This window comes from Cognatitamlana onchidii (assembly GCF_004804355.1).
Classification (GTDB): domain Bacteria; phylum Bacteroidota; class Bacteroidia; order Flavobacteriales; family Flavobacteriaceae; genus Cognatitamlana; species Cognatitamlana onchidii.
The window spans coordinates 104,857-128,458 of the sequence record NZ_SRWZ01000001.1 but is presented as its reverse complement, the minus strand read 5'-3'; the positions used below and the strand labels follow the sequence as shown (position 1 = coordinate 128,458).

Annotated in this window: 22 protein-coding genes and 1 tRNA gene; 11 read left to right on the top strand and 12 right to left on the bottom strand. The window is 34.8% G+C overall.

Annotated elements, in window-relative coordinates; genetic code table 11:
• Together E5D58_RS00590 and E5D58_RS00585 are read right to left on the bottom strand one after the other, a co-directional pair.
• On the bottom strand, positions 1-558 hold the full coding sequence (locus tag E5D58_RS00590) for a YeeE/YedE family protein (RefSeq protein ID WP_136479889.1): 558 nt from the start codon (positions 556-558) through the stop codon (positions 1-3).
• 202 nt (positions 559-760) lie between these two features.
• Entirely contained in the window at positions 761-1,390 is a 630-nt protein-coding gene (locus E5D58_RS00585) for a Crp/Fnr family transcriptional regulator (protein WP_136479888.1), read from the bottom strand.
• Positions 1,391-1,471: 81 nt separating this feature from the next.
• On the opposite strand from E5D58_RS00585, the gene E5D58_RS00580 reads away from it, so the two are divergent.
• A tRNA-Arg gene (locus E5D58_RS00580) sits at positions 1,472-1,545 on the top strand.
• Positions 1,546-1,745: 200 nt separating this feature from the next.
• Positions 1,746-2,267: a hypothetical protein gene (locus E5D58_RS00575; protein WP_136479887.1), complete on the top strand. Its 522-nt coding sequence runs from the start codon at positions 1,746-1,748 to the stop codon at positions 2,265-2,267.
• 37 nt (positions 2,268-2,304) lie between these two features.
• On the opposite strand, the gene E5D58_RS15075 is transcribed toward E5D58_RS00575, so the two are convergent.
• From E5D58_RS15075 to E5D58_RS00560, 5 genes are all read right to left on the bottom strand, one after another.
• Positions 2,305-2,457, bottom strand: a complete 153-nt coding sequence (locus E5D58_RS15075; protein ID WP_136479886.1) for an SsrA-binding protein — start codon at positions 2,455-2,457, stop codon at positions 2,305-2,307.
• A gap of 116 nt (positions 2,458-2,573) precedes the next feature.
• A complete protein-coding gene (locus E5D58_RS15070; protein ID WP_235835808.1) occupies positions 2,574-2,975 on the bottom strand; it encodes a hypothetical protein in 402 nt (133 codons plus the stop codon).
• Positions 2,930-3,463 (bottom strand): hypothetical protein, encoded by a 534-nt coding sequence (locus tag E5D58_RS15065; protein ID WP_235835807.1) that lies wholly within the window; start codon positions 3,461-3,463, stop codon positions 2,930-2,932. Before E5D58_RS15065 ends, E5D58_RS15070 begins: the two co-directional genes overlap by 46 nt.
• Complete coding sequence (locus E5D58_RS15060; protein ID WP_235835806.1) at positions 3,403-3,915, bottom strand: hypothetical protein; 513 nt, start codon at positions 3,913-3,915, stop codon at positions 3,403-3,405. The genes E5D58_RS15065 and E5D58_RS15060 overlap by 61 nt, the downstream gene beginning before the upstream one ends.
• 606 nt (positions 3,916-4,521) lie before the next feature.
• On the bottom strand, positions 4,522-4,893 hold the full coding sequence (locus E5D58_RS00560) for a hypothetical protein (protein ID WP_136479885.1): 372 nt from the start codon (positions 4,891-4,893) through the stop codon (positions 4,522-4,524).
• 236 nt (positions 4,894-5,129) lie between these two features.
• Between E5D58_RS00560 and E5D58_RS00555 the strand changes: the two genes are divergently transcribed.
• Complete coding sequence (locus E5D58_RS00555; protein ID WP_136479884.1) at positions 5,130-6,074, top strand: calcium/sodium antiporter; 945 nt, start codon at positions 5,130-5,132, stop codon at positions 6,072-6,074.
• Positions 6,075-6,186: 112 nt separating this feature from the next.
• Here E5D58_RS00555 and E5D58_RS00550 read toward each other — a convergent pair whose 3' ends face one another.
• Positions 6,187-7,209, bottom strand: a complete 1,023-nt coding sequence (locus E5D58_RS00550; protein ID WP_136479883.1) for a glutamine synthetase beta-grasp domain-containing protein — start codon at positions 7,207-7,209, stop codon at positions 6,187-6,189.
• 264 nt (positions 7,210-7,473) lie between these two features.
• On the opposite strand from E5D58_RS00550, the gene E5D58_RS00545 reads away from it, so the two are divergent.
• From E5D58_RS00545 to E5D58_RS00515, 7 genes are all read left to right on the top strand, one after another.
• Complete coding sequence (locus E5D58_RS00545; protein WP_136479882.1) at positions 7,474-9,660, top strand: glutamine synthetase III family protein; 2,187 nt, start codon at positions 7,474-7,476, stop codon at positions 9,658-9,660.
• Between the two features lie 123 nt (positions 9,661-9,783).
• Positions 9,784-10,962 carry an AIR synthase related protein gene (locus tag E5D58_RS00540; RefSeq protein ID WP_136479881.1) on the top strand — a complete coding sequence of 393 codons (1,179 nt, stop codon included), beginning with the start codon at positions 9,784-9,786 and terminating at the stop codon, positions 10,960-10,962.
• Positions 10,963-11,035: 73 nt separating this feature from the next.
• A complete protein-coding gene (locus tag E5D58_RS00535) occupies positions 11,036-11,995 on the top strand; it encodes a DUF3078 domain-containing protein (protein ID WP_136479880.1) in 960 nt (319 codons plus the stop codon).
• Positions 11,996-12,177: 182 nt separating this feature from the next.
• Entirely contained in the window at positions 12,178-14,733 is a 2,556-nt protein-coding gene (locus tag E5D58_RS00530; RefSeq protein ID WP_136479879.1) for an adenosylcobalamin-dependent ribonucleoside-diphosphate reductase, read from the top strand.
• 146 nt (positions 14,734-14,879) lie between these two features.
• A complete protein-coding gene (gene prfA, locus E5D58_RS00525) occupies positions 14,880-15,956 on the top strand; it encodes a peptide chain release factor 1 (RefSeq protein ID WP_136479878.1) in 1,077 nt (358 codons plus the stop codon).
• Between the two features lie 10 nt (positions 15,957-15,966).
• Positions 15,967-16,785: an orotidine-5'-phosphate decarboxylase gene (gene pyrF / locus E5D58_RS00520; protein WP_136479877.1), complete on the top strand. Its 819-nt coding sequence runs from the start codon at positions 15,967-15,969 to the stop codon at positions 16,783-16,785.
• A gap of 26 nt (positions 16,786-16,811) precedes the next feature.
• A complete protein-coding gene (locus tag E5D58_RS00515; protein ID WP_136479876.1) occupies positions 16,812-17,624 on the top strand; it encodes an ABC transporter substrate-binding protein in 813 nt (270 codons plus the stop codon).
• A 200-nt stretch (positions 17,625-17,824) separates the two neighbouring features.
• Here E5D58_RS00515 and E5D58_RS00510 read toward each other — a convergent pair whose 3' ends face one another.
• From E5D58_RS00510 to purU, 4 genes are all read right to left on the bottom strand, one after another.
• Positions 17,825-17,995 (bottom strand): Lacal_2735 family protein, encoded by a 171-nt coding sequence (locus E5D58_RS00510; RefSeq protein ID WP_235835805.1) that lies wholly within the window; start codon positions 17,993-17,995, stop codon positions 17,825-17,827.
• 84 nt (positions 17,996-18,079) lie between these two features.
• Positions 18,080-18,277 carry a Lacal_2735 family protein gene (locus E5D58_RS00505; protein WP_136479875.1) on the bottom strand — a complete coding sequence of 66 codons (198 nt, stop codon included), beginning with the start codon at positions 18,275-18,277 and terminating at the stop codon, positions 18,080-18,082.
• Between the two features lie 79 nt (positions 18,278-18,356).
• On the bottom strand, positions 18,357-19,064 hold the full coding sequence (locus E5D58_RS00500; protein WP_136479874.1) for a DUF4197 domain-containing protein: 708 nt from the start codon (positions 19,062-19,064) through the stop codon (positions 18,357-18,359).
• A gap of 43 nt (positions 19,065-19,107) precedes the next feature.
• Positions 19,108-19,962, bottom strand: a complete 855-nt coding sequence (gene purU / locus E5D58_RS00495; protein ID WP_136479873.1) for a formyltetrahydrofolate deformylase — start codon at positions 19,960-19,962, stop codon at positions 19,108-19,110.
• 144 nt (positions 19,963-20,106) lie between these two features.
• On the opposite strand from purU, the gene E5D58_RS00490 reads away from it, so the two are divergent.
• Positions 20,107-23,544, top strand: a complete 3,438-nt coding sequence (locus E5D58_RS00490) for a methylmalonyl-CoA mutase family protein (RefSeq protein ID WP_136479872.1) — start codon at positions 20,107-20,109, stop codon at positions 23,542-23,544.
• The last annotated feature ends 58 nt before the right edge of the window (positions 23,545-23,602 follow it).

Below are 23,602 nucleotides of genomic sequence, written 5' to 3'. Positions count from 1 at the left end.
TTAAAAGATTAATGGAAGAATAAAGTTCGTCATGATGAGGCCGCCAATAAAAAAGCCAATAACGGCAATAAGTGATGGTTTTTGTAGGCTACTTAGGCCTGTTATAGCATGGCCTGAGGTACACCCGCCGGCATACCGGGTTCCAAAACCTACTAGCAGTCCACCAATTATTAGTAGTAGTAACCCTTTGGGAGTTGTTAATGCATCCAAACTATACATTTCATTCGGGACTAAGGTAGCTCCAGGGTTATCAAAGCCCATGCCTTGTAGCTCTTGAGTTGTAGTTGGGTTAAGGTCTGTAATAGTATCATTTGATAAATAATGGGTAGCTATAAATCCACCAAGTACCGCACCAACGACTACGGTTAAATTCCAAAGTTGATCCTTCCAGTTAAATCTAAAGAAGTCAGCAAATTTTCCGGCACCACCAATAGCGCATAGTGTTCGTAGGTTTGATGACATGCCAAATGTTTTTCCAAAGTAAAGCAGCAGTGCCATAACAATGGCAATTAACGGCCCCGAAATATACCACGGCCAAGGATTTAATATAGTGTCCATGTTTAATGTTTTGTGCAAATTTATAACCTCACAATTTTATATTTGTAATAAATGTTACCTAGCAAAAATAGGCTAGGCCTTATGTAAGATAAGTTAGGGATTGAGCAACTGGTGGAGATGCTCAAAGAGAGTGACTTGTAATAGCCCGACTTCTAGGTTGAACAGATTTCAAACTAAAAGGAATGTCCTAAATACCGCCATATTACAACACTTCTATTTTATTTCTGCTCAGTTTAATTTTGTTCTCTTTCTCTAACTGCTTTAATAGTCTAGAAATAACAACTCTTGAGGTGTGTAAGTCTTCTGCGATATCTTGATGCTTTACAATAATTATTTTAGAACCGCCAAGATTTGTCTTGTTAACAAGGTATTTATACAGGCGTTTATCCATTTTCATGAATGCAAGATTATCTATAGTCTCTAACATTTCATCAAAACGGGTTTGATAACTTTCCAAAATAAAGCTTCTCCAACTTTCGTTATTGTGAAACCACGATTGCATATTTTGTACTGGAATCATAATAAGACTCGTGTCTTTTTCGGCAACTGCTCTTATTTTACTTTTGGTGGTGCCCATACAGCATGTAAGCGACATGGTACAAGTTTCTCCAGCTTCAAGAAAATAAATGAGAAGGTCATTGCCCTCGCTATCTTCTCTTAATATTTTAATATCTCCACTAAGAAGCAATGGGATAAATTTTAAGGTCTGACCAATATCTATAATAATGTCGTTTTTTTTATAGTTGGCAATTTTTCCAATTCTAAAAATCTCCTCGATGAGGTCTTTGTCGAGAGTGGCTGAGAATTTTTGTATAAGTAAGTCATAAGTCATAATCAAAAATAACAATTTAAAAATTGAATTAATTGTTTGGCTAAGTTTTAAATAAAAATGTATATTTGCACGCACAAAAACGGCCATGTGGCGCAACTGAATAGCGCACTTGATTACGGCTCAAGAGGTTGCAGGTTTGAATCCTGCCATGGTCACGAAAAAATCCTTAACATTTTATTTGTTAAGGATTTTTTTTAGCAATAATAACTGCTTAAACTCATTACGTTGTTTCCACTAAAAGGGAAGCAATTTATCAATAATATTAGTTTTAATTAGAGGGTATTTTAAAATAAAATTGTCCGTACGTTTCGATAAAAATGTAACTTTGAGTTGTTACTTTTAAATTTTAGCTATTATGATTTCCTGTTTTAGGTTTTTCTTGGTTGTTTTTTTGTTCGGTAATACACTTTTTGCGCAACAGGAGGATGAAGACATAAAGTCAAAAAATTCATTTTTATTGAATTTTGGTTACACGCATATACCTGGTGGCACGGAGCTAGAATCTGAGTCTAAAGACGGTTTTTTTGTGCCGGCTATAGGTTTTGATTACGGTAGAGAAATTAGTGAGCGATGGGAATTGCTTTTAATGTTAGATGTTGAACTGGGTAAATATTTAATTAGGAGTAAAGAGCTTAATAGAGAAAATGCCTTTATGGTTTTAGGAGGCGCTTCTTATGAGTTGTTAAAATCTATTCGTGTTTTAGGAGGTTTAGGCGTTGAGTTTGAAAAAAATGAAAACTTATTTGTAACGAGATTAGGAGGAGAGTTTATACATGAATTGAATGGTCCTTGGGGATTAATGGCAGGTACCTATTGGGATTACAAACAAGAGTATTCCACATACTCTTTGGTTGTTGGTCTGGGATATAGGTTTTAAATATAAATTAGGGTCGCCTATTTTAATTTGTTTTTAGTTAGTCTAGGCTGTTTTTAGTGACGTACCACCTCCAACCAATTATTATTAACTGAAATTTACTTGCATTAGCTAAATCCAGTCCTTTTTTTGTGAAACTGGGTAAAATCACTTTATTCAACTTTGCTAATATTTTAAACAGACTTTTTTTCACCTAAGCATAAACCTTGTTCAAATTTATTGAAAATTATTAAATTAGATGAACCCACGTGGTTTTAAGTTGTACATGAAAAACAAGTCAGAACCTATAGGTTCTGACTTGTTTTAGTTTTATTTATTATTGTTATCCATCATCTTTTTTGCTAAATCGGCTCCAATTAATGATTGTAGCAAATTGTCGTTTTTGTTTCCAGAGCTACCCTGAATATAAGTTTGTGGTAGATTTAAGTCTTTTAGTTGTCCTGCTACACCAACGGCTGTTTTGTAATTCCATTCTGCTTGCTCTTGTGGAGTTAGTCCAGCACTAACTAGTTTGGCATTCTCGTAGTATTGGGCATCTGCAGCTATTTTTTTGCTTTTGGCTTTGAACTGTTCAACTTCAAATTGTTTTTTCTCCTTAATTAAGTTAAATTCGGCTACTTTGGCTTCGGTTTCAGCTTCAATGGTTTGTTGAATTTGAATTTTTTCTAATCGTGCTCGTTCTTTGGCTTTTTCAGATTCTCCTTTCGCCACTTCTTTCTTAGCTCTATAATATTCGCGCTCTGCCTGTTGCTTTTCAAGTTGAGTTTGAGCGACTTCATTTTTTTGAAGGTCAAGTCTTTTATCAAAGTGTAAGCTTCCCAATCAATGCCTGTAACTTGAGCTTGGTAAATTTTAAGCCCATATTGCTTTAAAGTATTAGAGTTGTCTCGAATAATTTCACCATTAGCATCCCTTTTAATACGAAACTTTTTTTGCTTACTAGATTTTCCAATTTTTATTTGTCTTACTGTGGTGGTATCTCCAACAATTTCTGAATTGTTTTCAGACTCGTAATAGAGTTCTACTTGATACATACCATTTTCCAATTGGTCTCTAAAATATCTATCAAAGTCCGAAGCTTGACCAGAAATGTAATCTTGAGCATCCATGAGTTTACAGGTATTTTTAATGGCAGCATCTATATTGGGTAAAACTCTACCAAAGATAAGTTTAGATTCACTTCGGTTTCTATCTGCCATAAAAAAAAAACATCTTTATCATTAATGTTTACTCCCACAATAACGGAGGTGCTTATTTCTGCCTTAATGGCGTCGCTAAACTCCCATTTTTGAGCTTTTCTATTATAAATGCCTTGTGCATTTTTGGGTAGTTCATCACCAGATTTTGTAATGATGTCCTTTATTGACATTTCGTATGATAGCGGAATAATGCGCCCCCACCATTTTAGTTTTATACCTTGTGTGGTAATCATTTTGTCGCCACCAGTAATAAATTGAACGGCATAGGCGGTTCCTGCATCTGCATAAAAGAACATGCCAGTTAGCACACTCATAACTAACCCGAGGAGTACAATTTGTAAGCTACGTTTTTTAGTAAACCAATCTAATAATTTATTCGGTTTAGTGAAAGGTTTTAAGATTAATGATAATAGACCAATGATTATTAAAAGAATTCCAAGAATTGTGAGCATAATGAATAATGTTTAAGATTAAAATGTTAATGGTTGGCATACCAAAGGTACTATCTGATATAGTTTCAGTTAGACTTGTTAAAAAAATGATGCCAGTTAGGTGCTTAAAAGAAAAACTTAGTAAAGTTTTTTAAAACGTAAAACTTATTCTAGACTAAGCTTTGCGTTTTGGAAAAGGTTAGATAAGAGATATAATTAGAAGAATTACACCAATAATGAGTTTAGTAAGTGTTATCATATTTTAGGTTTTAAGGTTAATAATTAGGTGTTTTGTATCTATGTTTTTTGAAGATATACATTGCACCTAATGAGTACCAAACCTTTTGCCTAAAATCTATAAAATTGAATACTTATTTGTAAGTAAAAAGATGAAAATGGTTTTTAAAATAATGTGACTTTCTTTATTTGTGTTTTTAATTAGTATGTAATTTGTTGTTTTTAGTTTTAAAATGTAATAATTCAAGGCCTATTTTGAGTTTGTTTTTCAATGTCAAGGCACTTTTTTCCTTGAAAACTAGTTTTTTGATTTATTTCATCTTTTTTTAAAAAAATATATTGGCAAAAGAAAGCACCTCAAATCGAAGTGCTTTTTTAGATATTCAGGGATTAAAGAGATCCAAAAATGGGTAGGCATTTAAATTTGTCTTTATCAACACCAATACCACATTCCCATTGTGACTCTGGAGGGATATTAGATCCATCTCGCTCAATTTTATAGTAAAGGACATTTCTTCTCATTAGTCCCCACATATCTACACCTTCTTCAGAGGTATACGTTTTAATGCGTTCGGTGTCGTTTTCTTTGTTAATAAACCTTGTGCCTTTAGTATAGTTTTGGTCAATCATATAGGTTCCGTTAAGACTACTCGTGCCACTAACTTCTACTCCAATAACTTGGGGTTCGTCTTTGTCACAGGAGAGGATGGATCCTATTAAAGTAAATAATAGCAAATAATACTTAAATGAAAAGGTTTTCATAATTGAATAGGTTTAATAGATTGGTATTTCAAATATATCTTTTGATACGTAGGAAACATATGCTAATTCTCCTTATTCGATATCTGGCCACTTTAAAATGCTTTTTGTCTGGTTTTATGGTAAATTGTCGAAATTTATAGGCTCGAAACTCAAGAATAATCTTAGAATCAAGGAAAAAACATAAATCAAAAATGAAAATCTAAGAATCATAAAGCTATCTTCGCAAAAAATTATTTATGAGTGTTGTTTTAGTTATAATTGGTTTTATATTGCTTGTTATAGGTGGAGAATATTTAGTGAGGGCTTCAGTAGCATTATCCTTTAAGTTTAATATTTCCAAAATGATTATTGGAATGACGGTAGTGTCGTTCGCAACGTCTGCACCAGAACTATTAGTGAGTCTTCAGGCGGCATTATCAGGTTCCCCAGAAATTGCCATTAATAATGTAATTGGTTCCAATATAGCTAATATTGGTCTGGTTTTAGGTATTACGGCCATGGTTGGCAACATTGAGGTAGACAAATCTTTTTATAAACTGAATTGGCCTGTTATGATGGTCTTTTCTTTGGCGCTTTACTATTTTTTAAAAAATGATTTTCTTTTTTCTTCTTTTGAGGGGGGGGCTGTTTTTATGGGTTTAATAGTGTTTTTAATTTACCTGATAAGACGTGTTAAAAAAGAGGAGCATGGCGACGAGGTTGATGATTCGTTGGCAATAGTTTCGAATTTTAAAATTGGTTTATGGTTAATTATTGGCGCGCTAGCCTTGTATTTTGGCAGTGAGTGGCTTGTTCAGGGAGCTAAAGATATTGCTGTGGCCATTGGGGTTAGTGAAGCTGTTATTGGTGTGTCTTTAATAGCAATAGGGACTAGTGTACCAGAGTTGGCAGCGTCTGTAATTGCTGCTGCAAAGCAAGAGAAGGCTATATCTTTGGGTAATTTAATCGGTTCTAATATTTTTAATATAGCCTCTGTGTTGGGTATTACTGCGCTTGTAAAGCCGATGAAAGTAACAGGACAAGAAATATTGTCTAACGATATTATTTGGATGTTAGGGTTTGCTGCCGTTTTAATTCCTCTTGTATTATTGCCTAAACGCATGGAAATAAGTAGATGGAAAGGTTTTATTTTGGTACTTGGTTATGGTGTTTTTATGTTTTTACTTTTTATTTCAAAGTAACAGGTTATTGATTTAGGGCAAGGTTACGATAAGAGCCAAATGCCTATAAAAATAAAAGGCTAGCGTTTTTAATGCTAGCCTTTTATTATGAACAAAACGTGTGCTTAAATTATTAGATCTTTGCAGATTTAACAGTTTTAATAATTCTAGCAGCAATTTTATATGGATCACCGTTAGAAGCAGGTCTTCTATCTTCTAACCATCCTTTATATCCTTTCTCAACAGCAATAAGAGGAATACGAATTGAAGCTCCTCTATCTGAAACTCCCCAAGAGAAATCTGTAATAGCAGCAGTTTCATGATCACCAGTTAAACGTTGGTCGTTAAATTCACCATAAACAGCTATATGCTCATCAACTACATCACGGAAAGATTCACAAATAGCAGCATAAACGTCTTTGTCTCCACATGTTCTTAAAGTAGTGTTAGAGAAGTTTGCGTGCATTCCAGAACCATTCCAATCCATATCTTTACCTAATGGTTTTGGGTGGTATTCAATATAGTAACCATACTTTTCAGTTAAACGGTCTAGTAAATAACGTGCAATCCAAATTTCATCACCTGCTTTTTTAGCGCCTTTAGCAAATAATTGGAATTCCCATTGTCCGCAAGCAACTTCTTGGTTAATACCTTCAAAGTTCAATCCAGCTTCAATACACAAATCAGCATGTTCCTCCACTAAATCTCTACCGTGCGTGTTTTTTCCACCAACAGAACAGTAATACATACCTTGAGGAGCAGGATAACCACCTACTGGAAATCCTAAAGGTAATTCAGTTTTAGTATCCATAATGAAATACTCTTGTTCAAAACCAAACCAGAAATCATCATCTTCATCATCAATAGTCGCTCTACCATTAGAAACATGAGGCGTTCCATCAGCGTTCATAACTTCAGTCATAACTAAGTATCCATTAATTCTGTCTGGATCTGGGTAAATTGCAACAGGAACTAATAAACAGTCAGAAGATCCACCTTCAGCTTGTTTTGTAGAAGATCCATCAAAAGACCAGTTTCCTAATTCTTCTAATGTTCCTTGAAAGTTTTCATGTTCCTCAACCTTAGTTTTACTTCTCAAGTTTTGAGTAGGATAATACCCGTCTAACCAAAGGTATTCTAATTTAATTTTTGCCATAATAAATATATAATTATTGAAATATTGAAAATAATATCACAAATATAGATTTTTATGTTTTTACTTTACATTTATAGGGGGTGTTTTAGCGAAACAGTAACTTATTTTTATTTATCCCCTATTAATTTAAGGTTTATTTTAAAAAAAGACGATTATTTTATATAAATACTGAAAAAATGTTAACAAGAATTTTAAGGTTGTAAGGTTTAATTTATTTTCCTGTTTATTTTTGCTTAATAATTCAAAATCAAAACGTTTTAGGGAATGTCAACACTTAGATTTCATGCCATAAAAGAATCTTTAGCATACAAACCATTAGTGGTAGAGGAGGTCGAACGCAGATCTAATTTATATGGGAAGAATGTGTTTAATGAAAACACCATGCGCCAGTATCTTACTAAAGATGCCTTTGTTGGGGTTAGAAATGCAATTCAGTACGGAAAAAAAATAGATAGAAGCATTGCAGATCAGGTTGCTTCATCTATGAAGGACTGGGCCTTGTCGAAAGGTGTTACGCATTATACGCATTGGTTTCAGCCGCTTACAGGGTCTACAGCAGAAAAGCATGATGCTTTTTTTGAGACTTTAGGAGATGGGATGTCCATTGAAAAATTTGGTGGCACTCAGTTGGTTCAGCAGGAACCTGACGCCTCTAGTTTTCCAAGTGGAGGAATCAGGAATACTTTTGAAGCCAGGGGTTATACCGCATGGGACCCTACGTCTCCCGCCTTTATTTATGGAACGACTTTATGTATACCTACTATATTTGTGGCTTATACAGGTGAAGCTTTAGATTACAAAACACCTTTATTGCGAGCGCTACATGCGGTCGATGATGCCGCGACCGCAGTATGTCGGTATTTTGATAAAAATGTAAAAAAAGTATCTTCTTCATTAGGCTGGGAGCAAGAGTATTTTCTCGTGGATAAAATGTTGGCTTCAAGCAGGCCAGATATTACCCTTACAGGAAGAACCTTGCTAGGGCATTCTTCTGCAAAGGGGCAGCAATTAGATGATCACTATTTCGGATCTATTCCTAATAGAGCACTTAATTTTATGAAAGAGCTGGAAACCGAATGCATGCTGCTGGGTATCCCGGTAAAAACGAGGCATAATGAAGTAGCTCCTAATCAATTTGAGCTAGCGCCAATTTACGAAGAAGCCAATTTAGCGGTCGATCATAATGCGTTGGTCATGGATGTAATGGGGCGTGTTGCTTCCCGGCATAATTTTAAAGTATTGTTGCATGAAAAACCATTTGCAGGGGTTAATGGTTCTGGAAAACATAATAACTGGTCCTTGTCTACAGATACTGGAGTAAATTTATTGGCCCCAGGCAAGACCCCAATGAGTAACTTACAATTTTTAACATTTTTTGTAAACACAATTAAGGCAGTTCATGAGCATGAAGGTTTATTAAGAGCAGCGATAGCTTCAGCTAGTAATGATCATAGATTGGGTGCTAATGAGGCTCCACCAGCAATAATTTCTGTATTTATTGGTGAGCAATTGACTAAGGTTTTAGAAGAACTTGAAGGTGTTACTAAAGGAAAGCTGTCTCCAAAAGAAAAAACAGAATTAAAACTCAATGTGGTTGGTAAAATTCCAGATGTATTATTAGATAATACAGATAGAAATAGAACATCTCCTTTTGCATTTACTGGTAATAAATTTGAGTTTAGAGCAGTTGGGTCTACGGCAAATTGTGGTAACCCCATGACAGTGTTAAATACCATTGTTGCTAAACAGCTCAAAGATTTTAAGAAGGAAGTAGATGCCTTAATCAATAAAAAAGACCTAAAGAAAGATGAAGCCGTTTTTAATGTGCTTAGAGAGTATATTAAATCAACAAAAAACATACTCTTTGAAGGTAATGGTTACAGCGAGGCTTGGGAGATTGAAGCTAAAAAAAGAGGTTTAAGTAATAACAAAACAACGCCTGAAGCTTTAAAGGCAAGAATATCAAAAGCAAGTATTAGTCTGTTTGAAGAAATGGAGGTGATGAGTGCTATTGAAACTAAAGCCCGTTATGAAATTGAGATTGAAGCCTATATTAAACATATTCAAATTGAGAGTAGGGTACTAGGGGATATAGCGCGAAATCATATTGTGCCAACGGCGGTTAAATATCAAAATATTTTGATTGAGAATGTTAGAGGTTTAAAAGAGATATTCGAGGAAAAGTATCATGGAGTGGCTAAAGAGCAGGTGAGTTTAATAGAAGAAATCTCTAATCATATTGAAGGAATTAACCAGAATGTTACGAAGATGATTGAGGAGCGAAAAAAGGCAAATACTATGGAAAATATTGAAGCGAAAGCGGAAGCCTATTGTAAAAATGTAAAAACTTTATTTGAGGATATTAGGTATCACTGTGATAAGCTAGAGTTATTGGTTGATGACGAACTTTGGCCATTAACTAAATATCGAGAATTGTTATTTACAAGATAGTTTTTTTAATAGTTAAATGCGTTGAAATGATCTTTTTTAGAGTTAAAAACCTGTTGGTAAAACTCGTTTAAAAACTCTGGATTATTGCTTTAAAAAATTACCTTTGCAGCACAAAATAATATTATGAGTCAAGAAGTTTCTAAACGGTATGCGCAGCGCGGCGTTTCTGCGTCTAAAGAAGATGTACACAATGCGATTAAGAATATTGATAAAGGCTTGTTTCCGAAGGCATTTTGTAAAATAGTCCCAGATTATTTAACAAATGACGAGGACTACTGTTTAATTATGCATGCCGATGGTGCAGGAACCAAGTCTTCTTTGGCTTATATGTATTGGAAGGAAACAGGTGATGTTTCTGTTTGGAAAGGTATTGCACAAGATGCATTAATAATGAATATTGATGATTTACTATGTGTAGGAGCAACAGATAATATTATGCTTTCTTCAACCATTGGAAGGAATAAAAGTTTAATTCCAGGAGAAGTCCTTTCAGCTATAATTAATGGTACAGAAGAGTTGTTGGAAGACTTAAAGTCTTTTGGCGTTACTATTCATTCAACAGGAGGAGAAACAGCCGATGTTGGAGATTTGGTAAGAACCATTATTGTTGATTCTACGGTAACGGCCAGAATGAAGCGTAAAGACGTTATTGATAACGCCAATATACAAGTTGGAGATGTTATTATTGGATTAGAAAGCTTTGGTCAGGCTAGTTATGAAAAAGAATATAATGGAGGTATGGGTAGTAATGGTTTAACTTCTGCCAGACACGATGTTTTTAGTAAGTATTTAGCTGAAAAATACCCAGAAAGCTTTGATGCTTCAGTTCCTGAAGAACTTGTTTACTCTGGTAATGTTAAATTAACCGACACCATAGAAGATTCACCTCTTGATGCTGGTAAACTAGTGCTATCGCCAACACGAACCTATGCGCCTATTATTAAAAAGGTTTTATCAGAATATACAAGTAATTCTATTCATGGTATGGTTCACTGTTCTGGAGGTGCTCAAACTAAAATTTTACATTTTGTTGATCAGTTTCATATCATAAAAGATAATATGTTTCCAGTCCCGTCCTTGTTTAAATTGATTCAGGAGCAATCTAAAACCGACTGGAAAGAAATGTATCAAGTGTTTAATTGTGGACACCGAATGGAGCTCTATGTGTCTCCTGAAATAGCTGAAGATATTATTAATATTTCGAAATCTTTCAATGTTAATGCTCAAATTATTGGTAGGGTAGAGGCATCTAAGAACAAGAAGCTTACAATAAAATCTGAGTTTGGTGAGTTTCAGTATTAATTTACATTACTTTTTGTTCAAATGGAACGCTTTTTGATGAAAAGGAGACTTGTGAGTTTAATCGCAGCTAACCATGAGAAACTATGTTTTACTTCTTTTTATTTTTCTTTGTTTAACTTCTTATGCGCAGCCCGATTGGTTGTTTATTAAAGAAGACAAAAGTAAGTATCAAGGACCTCAGTGGACTTTGGAAAACAAAGCAGCTATCGATATTAATGAGGCTGTTTTTGTAAACTGGAATGCTGGGGGTACCAATTCAATTTCAGGACTACTAGACTTAAAAACAAAACTTAATTATAAAGACAAGTTTTTCATTTGGGAAAATAATGCGCACTTGCGTTATGGTATAAATGCCCAAGATGAGAGAGAGGCAAGAAAGACTGATGATTTGTTTGAGGTAAATTCCAATTTAGGGTATCATGCCGATGATAAATCCAATTGGTATTATATGGCTCGATTTAATTTTAGAACTCAATTAACTAACGGTTTTAATTATCCCAATACAGAAGAACCTATTTCAAGGTTTATGGCACCTGGTTACGTCTTTTTTGGAGGCGGGATTGAGTATGGGCGGAATATTGAAGAATTATCCTTTTACTTTTCACCATTAACGTTAAAAGGCACGTTTGTATTAGACCAGGAATTGGCCAATTCTGGTGCTTTTGGTGTAAGGCCAGCTGTTTTTGATGATGACGGTAATCTCATAACCCCGGGCGAACAGTTTAGAAAGGAGTTTGGAATTCTGCTTACAAATAATTATGAGCTTACGTTGGCAAAGAACATAACTGCGAAACATTTTTTGAGTTTGTACTCAGACTATTTAAACAGATTTGGGAATATTGATGTCGACTGGCGTTTAGATTTTGATTTCAAAGTCAACAGCTTTATTCGTGCTACTTTAGGGTCTTATTTAAGGTATGATGATGACGTTAAAACCAAAGTGCCGTCTGATATTGAAGGAGAGTTTGAAGAGGCTGGTGCTAAAGTGCAATGGAAGCAATTTCTTGGTATTGGCGTTGCTTTCGATTTTTAATTGCCTATAATTTCTTTGTATTATTTGTTAACTTTTTATTGTTAATAAAAAATTAAGTTACTGATAATTAAATTATTAGGTGTTTTCGCTTGTAAACTTTATGATTTTTGTCATGTTTTAAGTTGTACATTTAGGCTTTATTTATGTTTTAATTAATCATTCTTTTTAACCTCAATTAATCAATGAAAGTGAAACTAACTGAAACTCCAACTAAAACCTATTCACAAGAAGAAGCCTTTGAAGCGTCTTTAAAATATTTTAATAATGATGATTTGGCGGCTACGGTGTGGCTCAATAAATATGCCCTTAAAGATTCAGATGGAAACCTTTATGAGTTGACTCCAGATGATATGCATAAAAGAATTGCTAAAGAATTAGCAGGTGTAGAGGCAAAATATTCAAACCCACTTTCCGAAGAGGATATATATAGTTTGATAAAAGACTTTAAATATATTGTACCTCAGGGAAGCCCAATGGCGGGTATTGGCAATCCATTTCAGATAGCGTCGCTTTCAAACTGTTTTGTTATCGGTAACAACGGAGATTCTGATTCTTACGGAGGTATTATGAAAATTGATCAGGAGCAGGTGCAACTTATGAAAAGGCGTGGAGGTGTTGGTCATGATTTGTCGCATATACGTCCTAAAGGTTCGGCTGTTAAGAATTCGGCGTTAACATCTACCGGTATTGTGCCATTTATGGAACGCTATTCAAATTCTACAAGAGAAGTAGCCCAAGATGGTAGACGAGGGGCCTTAATGTTATCGGTTTCTATTAATCACCCCGATTCTGAAGACTTTATTAATGCTAAATTAGAACAAGGGAAGGTTACAGGAGCAAATGTTTCGGTTAGAATTGACGATACGTTTATGAAAGCTGTTAAAAATGGAGATAATTATGTGCAAAAATATCCAGTGTTTAGTTCGAACCCAAAGGTTACGAAAGAAATAGATGCGAACGCATTGTGGAAAAAAATTGTGCATAATGCATGGAAATCGGCTGAGCCAGGTATTTTATTCTGGGATACGATTATTAATGAATCAGTTCCTGATTGTTATTCCGATTTAGGTTATAAAACGGTATCTACTAACCCATGTGGCGAAATTCCACTCTGTCCGTATGATTCATGTAGATTGCTTGCAATCAACCTATTTTCTTATGTGGAGGATCCATTTACCAAGAAAGCACATTTTAATTTCGATTTATTCAAAGAGCATGTGGCTATAGCTCAAAGAGTCATGGATGATATTATTGATTTAGAGCTCAATAAAATTGACAATATCTTAAAAAAGATTGAAGCCGATCCAGAGCTAGATGAGGTTAAAAGTGTTGAACGTAGTTTATGGTTAAACATTAGAAAAAAGGCTCAAGAGGGACGAAGAACAGGGGTTGGTATTACGGCTGAAGGTGATATGTTAGCAGCTCTTGGAATTCAATATGGCAGTCCTGAAGGTAACGCCTTTTCTTTACAGGTTCATAAAACAATCGCTCTTGAAGCATATCGTGCATCTGTACATTTAGCCAAAGAACGTGGTGCTTTTTCCATTTTTGATGCTGAGCGGGAAAAGGAAAATCCGTTCATTCTGCGATTAAAAGAAGCCGATAGCAAATTGTATTATGAAATGCTTGAGTATGGAAGAAGAAACATTGCCTTATTGACCATTGCACCCACAGGAACAACGAGTTTAATGACTCAAACAACATCAGGAATTGAGCCTGTTTTTATGCCTGTATATAAACGTAGAAGAAAAGTGAATCCAAATGATAAGAACGTTCGGGTCGATTTTGTTGACGAAGTTGGCGATTCTTGGGAAGAATATGTGGTTTTTCATCATAGGTTCAAGCAGTGGATGCAAGTAAATGGAATTGATACGAATAAAAACTATACGCAGGAAGAGATTGATGGGCTTATTGAGCGCTCACCTTATTATAAGGCCACCTCGAATGATGTAGATTGGTTAAGTAAAGTGAGTATGCAAGGCGCCATTCAAAAATGGGTAGATCATTCTATAAGTGTAACCATAAACCTGCCTAATAATGTTACTGAAGATTTGGTAGGTGAATTGTACCTTAAAGCATGGGAAGTTGGGTGTAAAGGAGTAACGGTTTATAGAGACGGCTCACGATCTGGTGTACTAATTTCTAATGATGATAAAAAAGAAGAAAACAGCGATGATAAGCTTACGGCATTTCCAATTAAACGCCCACAAATTTTAGAGGCCGATGTGGTGCGTTTTCAAAACAGTAAAGAAAAGTGGATTGCTTTTATTGGTCTTATTGATGAAAAACCATATGAAGTGTTCACAGGTCTTGCTGACGATGAAGATGGTATTCTTATTCCAAGATGGGTAAATAGAGGGTTAATCATAAAAAATCGAAACGAAGATGGTACTTCAAGATACGATTTTCAGTACAAAAACACACGAGGTTATAAGACCACAATTGAAGGCTTATCTCATAAATTTAATCCAGAGTTTTGGAATTATGCTAAGCTCATATCAAGTACGTTACGCCATGGTATGCCAATTGATAAGATTGTCGATTTAATTAACAGTTTACAACTAGATAGTGCTTCTATTAATACATGGAAAAATGGTGTGGGGCGTGCTTTAAAACGTTATGTGGCAGATGGAACAAAGGCTAAAGGACAAGCATGTGATAATTGTAAGTCTAAAAATTTAATTTACCAAGAAGGATGCTTAACCTGTAAAGATTGTGGTTCTTCAAAATGTGGCTAAGCCAGCATTGACCATGTTAAAAAAGGAGGTTGTTTTAAACCTCCTTTTTTTTATAAATTATTTTGATAATGACTTAAATGGGATAGTCGTCAATCATTGAAAATTCATAAATTATCGTATTTTTGATTCCCAATTAAAAAAGGTAGATGTTAGAGAAGTTACAGATAGTAAAACAACGCTTTGATGAGGTTAGTGATTTAATTATTCAGCCAGATATTATTTCTGATCAAAAGCGATATGTTGAGCTCAATAGAGAGTATAAAGATTTACGAATTCTTATGGATAAGCGCGAGCAATACATCGAGCTTACCAATAATTTAAATGAAGCGGAAGAAATTATTGCAGATGGTAGCGATGCGGAAATGGTTGATATGGCAAAAATGCAGTATGATGAAGCTAAAGAGGGGATTCCTAAGTTAGAAGAAGAAATTAAGGTATTGTTAATTCCTAAAGATCCGGAGGATGCCAAAAATGCCGTAGTGGAATTGCGGGCAGGAACAGGAGGTGATGAGGCCAGTATCTTCGCAGGTGATTTGTTTAGAATGTACACGAAGTATTGTGAAGGTAAAGGATGGCGTGTAGATACGGTCGATTTTAGCGAAGGCACCAACGGAGGATTTAAAGAAATTCAATTTGAAGTGTCTGGCGAAGATGTATATGGAACGCTTAAGTTTGAAGCTGGTGTACATCGTGTACAGCGTGTACCTCAAACAGAAACTCAAGGAAGGGTACATACTAGTGCAGCCACAGTAATGGTATTTCCTGAAGCTGAAGAATTTGATGTTGAGATTAATCCTAAAGACGTTCGTATTGATTTTTTCTGTTCTTCAGGTCCTGGAGGGCAATCTGTAAATACAACCTATTCTGCGGTTCGTTTAACGCATATACCAACAGGCTTGGTAGCACAATGTCAAGATCAAAAGTCTCAGCATAAAAATAAAGAGAAGGCATTTAAAGTATTACGTTCTCGCTTATATGATTTAGAGCTAGCTAAAAAACAAGAAGAAGATGCGGCAAAGCGCGGAAGCATGGTGTCGTCTGGAGATAGAAGTGCAAAGATTAGAACTTATAATTATCCACAAGGCCGCGTTACAGACCATAGAATTGGCTTAACGCTCTATGATTTGCAGAATATAGTAAACGGTGATATTCAAAAGATTATTGATGAATTGCAATTAGCTGAAAATACTGAAAAGTTAAAGGCTAGTAACGATGAGATTTAAAATAAATTAAGTGACCACAAACCAGCTTATTCAAGAAATTCAGAAAAAGAAATCTTTTCTCTGCATAGGGTTAGATGTTGATTTAAACAAAATTCCTGAGCACCTTTTAAAAGAAGAGGATCCCATATTTGCATTTAATAAAGCCATTATTGATGCGACGCATCATTTATGTGTGGCCTACAAACCAAATACCGCATTTTACGAAGCTTACGGACTAAAAGGGTGGAAGGCTTTAGAAAAAACTATTAATTATTTAAACCAAGAGCACCCAGAAATTTTCACGATTGCTGATGCTAAGCGAGGAGATATTGGTAATACAAGCACCATGTATGCTCAGGCTTTTTTTGAGGATTTAGCTTTCGATTCCGTAACCGTAGCACCTTACATGGGAAAAGATTCTGTAGAACCATTTTTGGCTTTTGAAAATAAGCATACTATTATGTTAGCCCTTACTTCAAACCAAGGCGCTTTTGATTTTCAAACCCAAACTATAAACGGACAAGAACTTTATAAAAAGGTGCTAGAGGTTTCAAAAACATGGAGGAATTCTAAAAATTTGATGTATGTTGTTGGGGCTACCAAGGCAGAGTATTTGGCAGATATAAGAAAGATAATTCCAGAAAACTTTTTATTGGTTCCTGGAGTTGGAGCTCAAGGAGGGAATTTGCAAGAGGTTTGCAATTATGGTATGACCAAGGAATCTGTTGGGTTGTTAATCAACTCTTCTAGAGGTATAATTTATGCGTCTAAGGGATTAGACTATGCTGAAGCAGCCAAAGCAAAGGCTTTAGAGCTTCAACAGGAAATGAGTGTTATTTTGAACGCTTAGAATAATCTGTACCGGGAGATTACTTCATGAAATCACTCAAAGACCAATTAGGTAGAGTTTTAATGCTTCGTGCAATACCAAAACGCATTATTTCTTTGGTGCCAAGCCAAACTGAGTTATTATGCGATCTAGGTTTAACTTCTTTAATAGTTGGAGTTACAAAGTTTTGCATACATCCTCTTGATATTAGAAATAGGGCTGTTGTAGTTGGAGGTACTAAGCAAGTTCATCTTGATAAAATTAAGGCCCTCAAGCCAGATATCATTCTTTGTAATAAAGAGGAAAATACCAAAGAAATGGTTGAAGCCTGTGCATTGTTTTGTGATGTTCATGTTTCAAATATATATGATATTGAAGACAGTAAGGAACTAATTACTCAGTATGGAGATATATTTGAAAGGCAACACACAGCTGAAAAACTAATACTACTAATTGAGAGGGAGTTTCAGGATTTTAATAAATTTATAGCTAATAAACCTGCACTTAAAACAGCTTATTTTATTTGGAAAAACCCCTGGATGGTTTCGGCAAATAATACGTTTGTTAATTATTTATTGCAGCTAAATAAGTTGGAAAATGTTTTTTTAGATAAAACACGTTATCCAGAAATTGATCTTAAAATTGAAAGTAAAAATAGACAATTTGATTTAGTTTTATTGTCATCAGAACCCTACCCATTTAAAAGCGAGCATATAAAAGAAGTGCAAGCATTCCTGCCCAATACCCCAATTATACTTGTGGATGGAGAAATGTTTTCTTGGTATGGTTCAAGACTTGCAAAGGCGTTTCAATATTTTAAAGCGCTCCGTTTAAGTCTTCAGAATAATCAATCTTTGTAGTATCCTCTACAAAATTGGCAATTCTTTTTTCAATGTCTTTTAAACTAAGAAGTTTACTTAGGTTGGGCTTAATTCTTCCAACTCTGCAAAAATGTGTATTCATAACGTTCTGTTTGTTTATATAAAGTACGTGTAAACGTCTCGTTTAGATGTAATTAAATGGTTAAAAAAACATTACTATTGTTAGTTTGACTAGATAACTACCTGTTGAGATATTTTAAACGGTTTATTTTATTGTGTAATAAAATAGCTTGATATTCTAATGAGTCGCTTAAAGATGCATCCGCTTGTCTTAAATTATAGGCCAACTCAATAAGTTGTTTGTACTTGCTTTTTAGTTTATCTAATTGAATTTTTAACTGCGTGTTCATAATCTCTATATTATTAATTATATAATAATTACGAACACCTAAAGTGTTTAGATGCACTGTAAAAGTTAAATAAATGATAAAAATTTAACCAGCCTGTTTTTGCTGTTCTCTATAAAGGTATTTCAATCTGTTTAGCTTATTAAGGAGCTTGATGGCTTTATACTCAGAAATATCACTCAAAGCAGAATCGGTTTGTCGAAAATTATAAGCTTGCTCAATAAGGGATTTATATCTTTTGCTGAGTTCGTCCTGATGAATCTTTATGGAATCAATTCTGTTCATTTGTTGATTGATATTCAAGAACTTAAATATAGTATTTTTATTTGAATATCAAAAATGAAATCATGCTTTCGGAGATGTTCTAATCTTGAAGCGCAAATACTTCTTGTAATAAAGTAGTTGTTCTGGAAGATATTCTGGTACGTATTTCTTTTTCTTCAACGGCAATCATAGTATAAACACCATTAAGAGCTTCTTGGGTAACATAATCTGTAAGATCTGGATTTACCTTATTGGTAAAGGGTATACTGTTGTATTTGCTTATTAAGTTAGTCCATATTTTATCGGCTCCTACATTGTTAAACGAAGATTTAATTACAGGACTAAACTTATTATATAATTCACTCTGAGTTTTTGTGGTTAAGTATTGAGTAGCTGCATTATCAGCTCCCATCAGGATATTCCTGGCATCCGTAAAGCCGATTTCTTTTACGGCATTAATAAAAATGGGAGTGGCTTCTTTAACGGCGTCTTCAGCAGCTCTGTTTAATACCTTAAGTCCTTCATCTGCAAGATTTCCCAAGCCAATGTCCCTAAGGGTTTTGTCAACTTTTAGCAATTCATCAGGTAGCGTGATTTTTACTAAATTATTTTTATAGAATCCATCTTTTTGCGTCAGTTTAGTGACTTGTTTTTCAATACCTAAATCTAAGGCTTGGCGCAACGCTGAAGCAATTTGATCATTTCCAATTACTCCAGTATCTTGGGGTAATTGATTAACTACTTGGTGTAGTTCTGCACAGGATAATATATTAAATACAACAGCTAAAGCAATAAGTTTTTTTAACATAGATTAGGGTTTGAGATAATATTGGTAAAGTTTGAGTATAAGTTTAGGTGAAAATTACTGTTTTATTGTTATAAACCATCACTTTTCTGTCGGCGTGCAATTTAACGGCATTAGCAAGAACAACTTTTTCTAAGTCTCGTCCTTTGGCAATTAAATCTGTTATTTCATGGGCGTGAGATACTCTTGTAACATCTTGTTCAATAATAGGACCCGCATCTAGCTCTTCTGTTACATAATGGCTTGTTGCTCCAATAATTTTAACTCCACGTTTGTAAGCCGAATGGTAGGGTTTAGCGCCCACAAAGGCAGGTAAAAAAGAATGGTGAATATTAATAATTTTGTTGGGATACTCGCTTATTAACTTGCCCGATACAATTTGCATATATCTTGCTAAAACTATAAAATCTATTCGATGCTCTTTTAATAGTTTCAGCTGCTTGTCTTCTGCTTCTTGTTTAGTATTTTTTGTAACAGGGATGTGATAAAATGGAATATCAAAACTGTCGGCAATCCCTTTTAAATCTTTATGATTACTGATAATAAATGGAATCTCTAAATTTAATTCGCCAGAATTGTACCTTCCTAATAAATCATAAAGACAATGATCATATTTTGAAATGAATAAGGCCATTTTGGGTTTTTTTTCAGAAGAATATATTCGCCATTTCATTTGGAATGTTGTGGCTAAATCTATCTTGAAATCAGCTTTGAACACCTCGGTAGAAAATTCATCAGATTCGAATTCGCTTTCTAACCTCATGAAAAAAATATTTTGCTCTCTATCTACATATTGATCTATATATACAATATTTCCCCCCTTATTTGCAATAAAGTTGGTAATAGATGCAATGATATTAGATCTGTCTTTACAATGTATAAGGATGGTGATTTTATTCATATGTGCCTAAATTTAACCGCTCAAAATTAGCTTAAAAATAACTAAGAGCGCAGGTTTGTTTTAGTTTTAGATAATCATATGCAAATGCTGGAATTTTTTGAATATTTCTTAAATTGCATTGCGAAATTCCAATAATCTTTACGAATGATACAATCGAAACCCTATAAGCCAAAACATAAAGTGCGTATAGTAACTGCAGCCTCACTTTTTGACGGTCATGATGCCTCCATAAATATTATGAGACGCATTATTCAAGCGACTGGCGTAGAGGTTATTCATTTAGGGCATGATAGGAGTGTTGAAGAAGTTGTTAATACGGCTATTCAAGAAGATGTTAATGCGATTTGTTTAACGTCGTACCAGGGCGGGCATAACGAATATTTTAAGTATATGTACGATTTGCTAAAAGAAAAAGGCGCATCTCATATAAAAATATTTGGAGGCGGCGGTGGCGTTATTTTACCTTCTGAAATTGAGGCGTTAATGGCTTATGGTATAACTAGAATTTATTCTCCAGATGATGGAAGGGAAATGGGGCTTCAAGGTATGATTAATGATTTGGTGAAGCAATCTGATTTTGCCATTGGAGCTGAGCTTGATGTTAAAATTGAAACTTTAAAACAAAAATCGGTAGGCGATATCGCCAGAGTAATTTCTTCTGCAGAGAATTTTCCAGAAGTAGCTCAAAGTATAATGAGCAAGATTCATGAAAATAACAAGACTTCTAAAACACCTGTATTAGGAATTACAGGAACAGGTGGTGCAGGAAAATCTAGTTTAGTAGATGAGTTGATAAGAAGGTTTTTATCTGATTTTACAGATAAAACTGTTGGTGTTATTTCGGTAGATCCATCAAAAAGAAAAACAGGTGGCGCCCTATTAGGCGATAGAATTAGAATGAATGCCATTAACACAGGCAGAGTTTACATGCGGAGTTTGGCTACACGACAATCTAATTTAGCCCTGTCTAAACATGTAAATGAAGCTGTTGAGGTATTAAAGGCAGCTGAATATGATTTGATTATTCTTGAAACATCAGGTATCGGCCAATCTGATACTGAGATTATTGAACACTCCGATGTGTCACTGTATGTTATGACACCAGAGTTTGGAGCTGCAACCCAGTTAGAAAAAATAGATATGTTGGATTTTGCAGACTTGGTGGCCATAAATAAGTTTGATAAAAGAGGGGCTTTAGATGCCTTGCGCGATGTGAAGAAACAGTATATGCGTAATAATCAGTTATGGGATACCCCTCAAGAAGCATTACCAGTATTTGGTACCATTGCCTCCCAGTTTAATGATCCAGGTATGAATGCTTTGTACAAAGCAGTAATGGATACGCTTGATGCCAAAGGAATGGGAGACTTAACATCTGGTTATGTTATTTCAAAAGAAATGTCCGAAAAGATTCATGTCATTCCCCCATCGAGAACGCGTTACCTTTCCGAAATAGCAGAAAATAACAGGGCCTATGATAATGATACCAAAAAGCAAGTTGAAATTGCTCAAAAGCTTTTTGGTATTTATACAACCATTTGTGCCGTAATTGGCACGTCGAATAATGAAGATAAAAATTTGTTTTTAACAAAGCATGGTTTGGAAGCTGAAGCTATTACTAACAAGGCTTCAAACGATAGTCTTGATTTTGTAAACTTGTTAATTGCTGAGTTCGACAAAGCTAAATTAGATTTAAACCCCTACAATTGGGAAATTATTTTGGGTTGGCAGGAGAAAGTAAGTATTTATAAAAATCCAATCTATACTTTTCAGGTTAGAGGGAAAGAAATTAAAGTTGAAACACATTCGAAGTCGCTCTCTCATACCTTAATTCCTAAGGTGGCTCTTCCAAAATATCAAGCTTGGGGAGATGTGTTGCAATGGTGCTTACAGGAAAATGTTCCGGGAGAGTTTCCTTTTACTTCTGGATTATACCCTTTTAAAAGAACAGGAGAGGATCCTGCTAGAATGTTTGCAGGCGAGGGTGGCCCAGAGCGCACCAATAAACGGTTTCATTATGTGAGTAAAGGAGTGCCAGCTAAGCGATTGTCAACAGCTTTTGATAGTGTAACACTTTATGGAAATGATCCAGATTATAGACCTGATATTTACGGTAAAATAGGAAATGCAGGTGTTTCCATATGTTGTTTGGATGATGCTAAAAAGCTGTATTCTGGGTTTAATTTGGCACATCCTTTAACTTCTGTGAGTATGACTATTAATGGGCCAGCACCCATGCTTCTTGGGTTTTTTATGAATGCGGCTATAGATCAGCAGTGTGAAATCTATATTAAAGAAAATGGGTTAGAAGATGTTGTTGAGGGTAAAATAAAGTCCGTTTATAAAGGTAAGGATAGGCCTAGGTATCATGGGGATTTACCTAAGGGGAATGATGGTTTAGGGTTAATGCTTCTTGGTGTTACTGGAGATCAGGTTTTGCCGGAGGCTGTTTATCAGGATATAAAAATTAAGACCATAGCTCAGGTTAGAGGTACAGTTCAAGCTGATATTCTAAAAGAAGATCAGGCACAGAATACATGTATTTTCTCAACCGAATTTGCGCTTAGATTAATGGGAGATGTACAGTCCTATTTTATAGACAATAACATTAGAAACTTTTATTCTGTCTCTATTTCTGGATATCATATTGCAGAAGCTGGCGCAAATCCTATTACCCAATTGGCATTGACTTTATCTAATGGGTTTACTTATGTAGAATATTATTTAAGTAGAGGCATGGACATTAATAAATTTGGTCCTAATCTATCCTTCTTTTTTTCAAATGGGGTTGATCCTGAGTATGCAGTAATAGGTCGTGTAGCAAGAAGAATATGGTCCAAAGCAATGAAACATAAGTATGGAGCTAATGCACGAGCTCAAATGTTAAAATATCATATTCAAACTTCAGGACGTAGTTTACATGCTCAAGAAATTGACTTTAATGATATTCGAACCACGTTGCAAGCGCTTTATGCTATTTATGATAATTGTAACTCTTTACATACCAATGCTTACGATGAGGCTATTACTACCCCTACCGAAGAATCTGTTCGACGAGCCATGGCTATTCAACTTATAATAAATAAAGAGCTAGGGCTAACTAAAAATGAAAATCCTATTCAAGGTTCTTTTATTATTGAGGAACTAACAGATTTAGTTGAAGAAGCGGTTTTACTAGAGTTTGATAGAATAACCGATAGAGGAGGCGTTTTAGGAGCCATGGAAACCATGTATCAACGAAGTAAGATTCAGGAGGAGAGTTTATATTATGAAACTTTAAAACATAATGGTGAATACCCTATTGTTGGGGTGAATACGTTTTTGAGTAGCAAAGGATCCCCAACGGTGCTTCCTTCGGAGGTTATTAGAGCCACAGAGACCGAAAAAGAATTTCAGATTAAAACTTTACAAAACTTACATAAAACTCATAATACAGAGGGTTTGTTAAAAGAACTTCAAACTAAGGCTATTAACAATGAGAATATATTTGAAGCGCTCATGGAGGTTTGTAAGGTATGCTCTTTAGGGCAAATTACAGAGGCGTTATTTGAAGTTGGCGGGCAATACAGGCGAAATATGTAAAAGAATTGTGTAATAGCGGTGTTTTGACCCGTGTTTTTTGCTTTTTTTTTCATCTTAA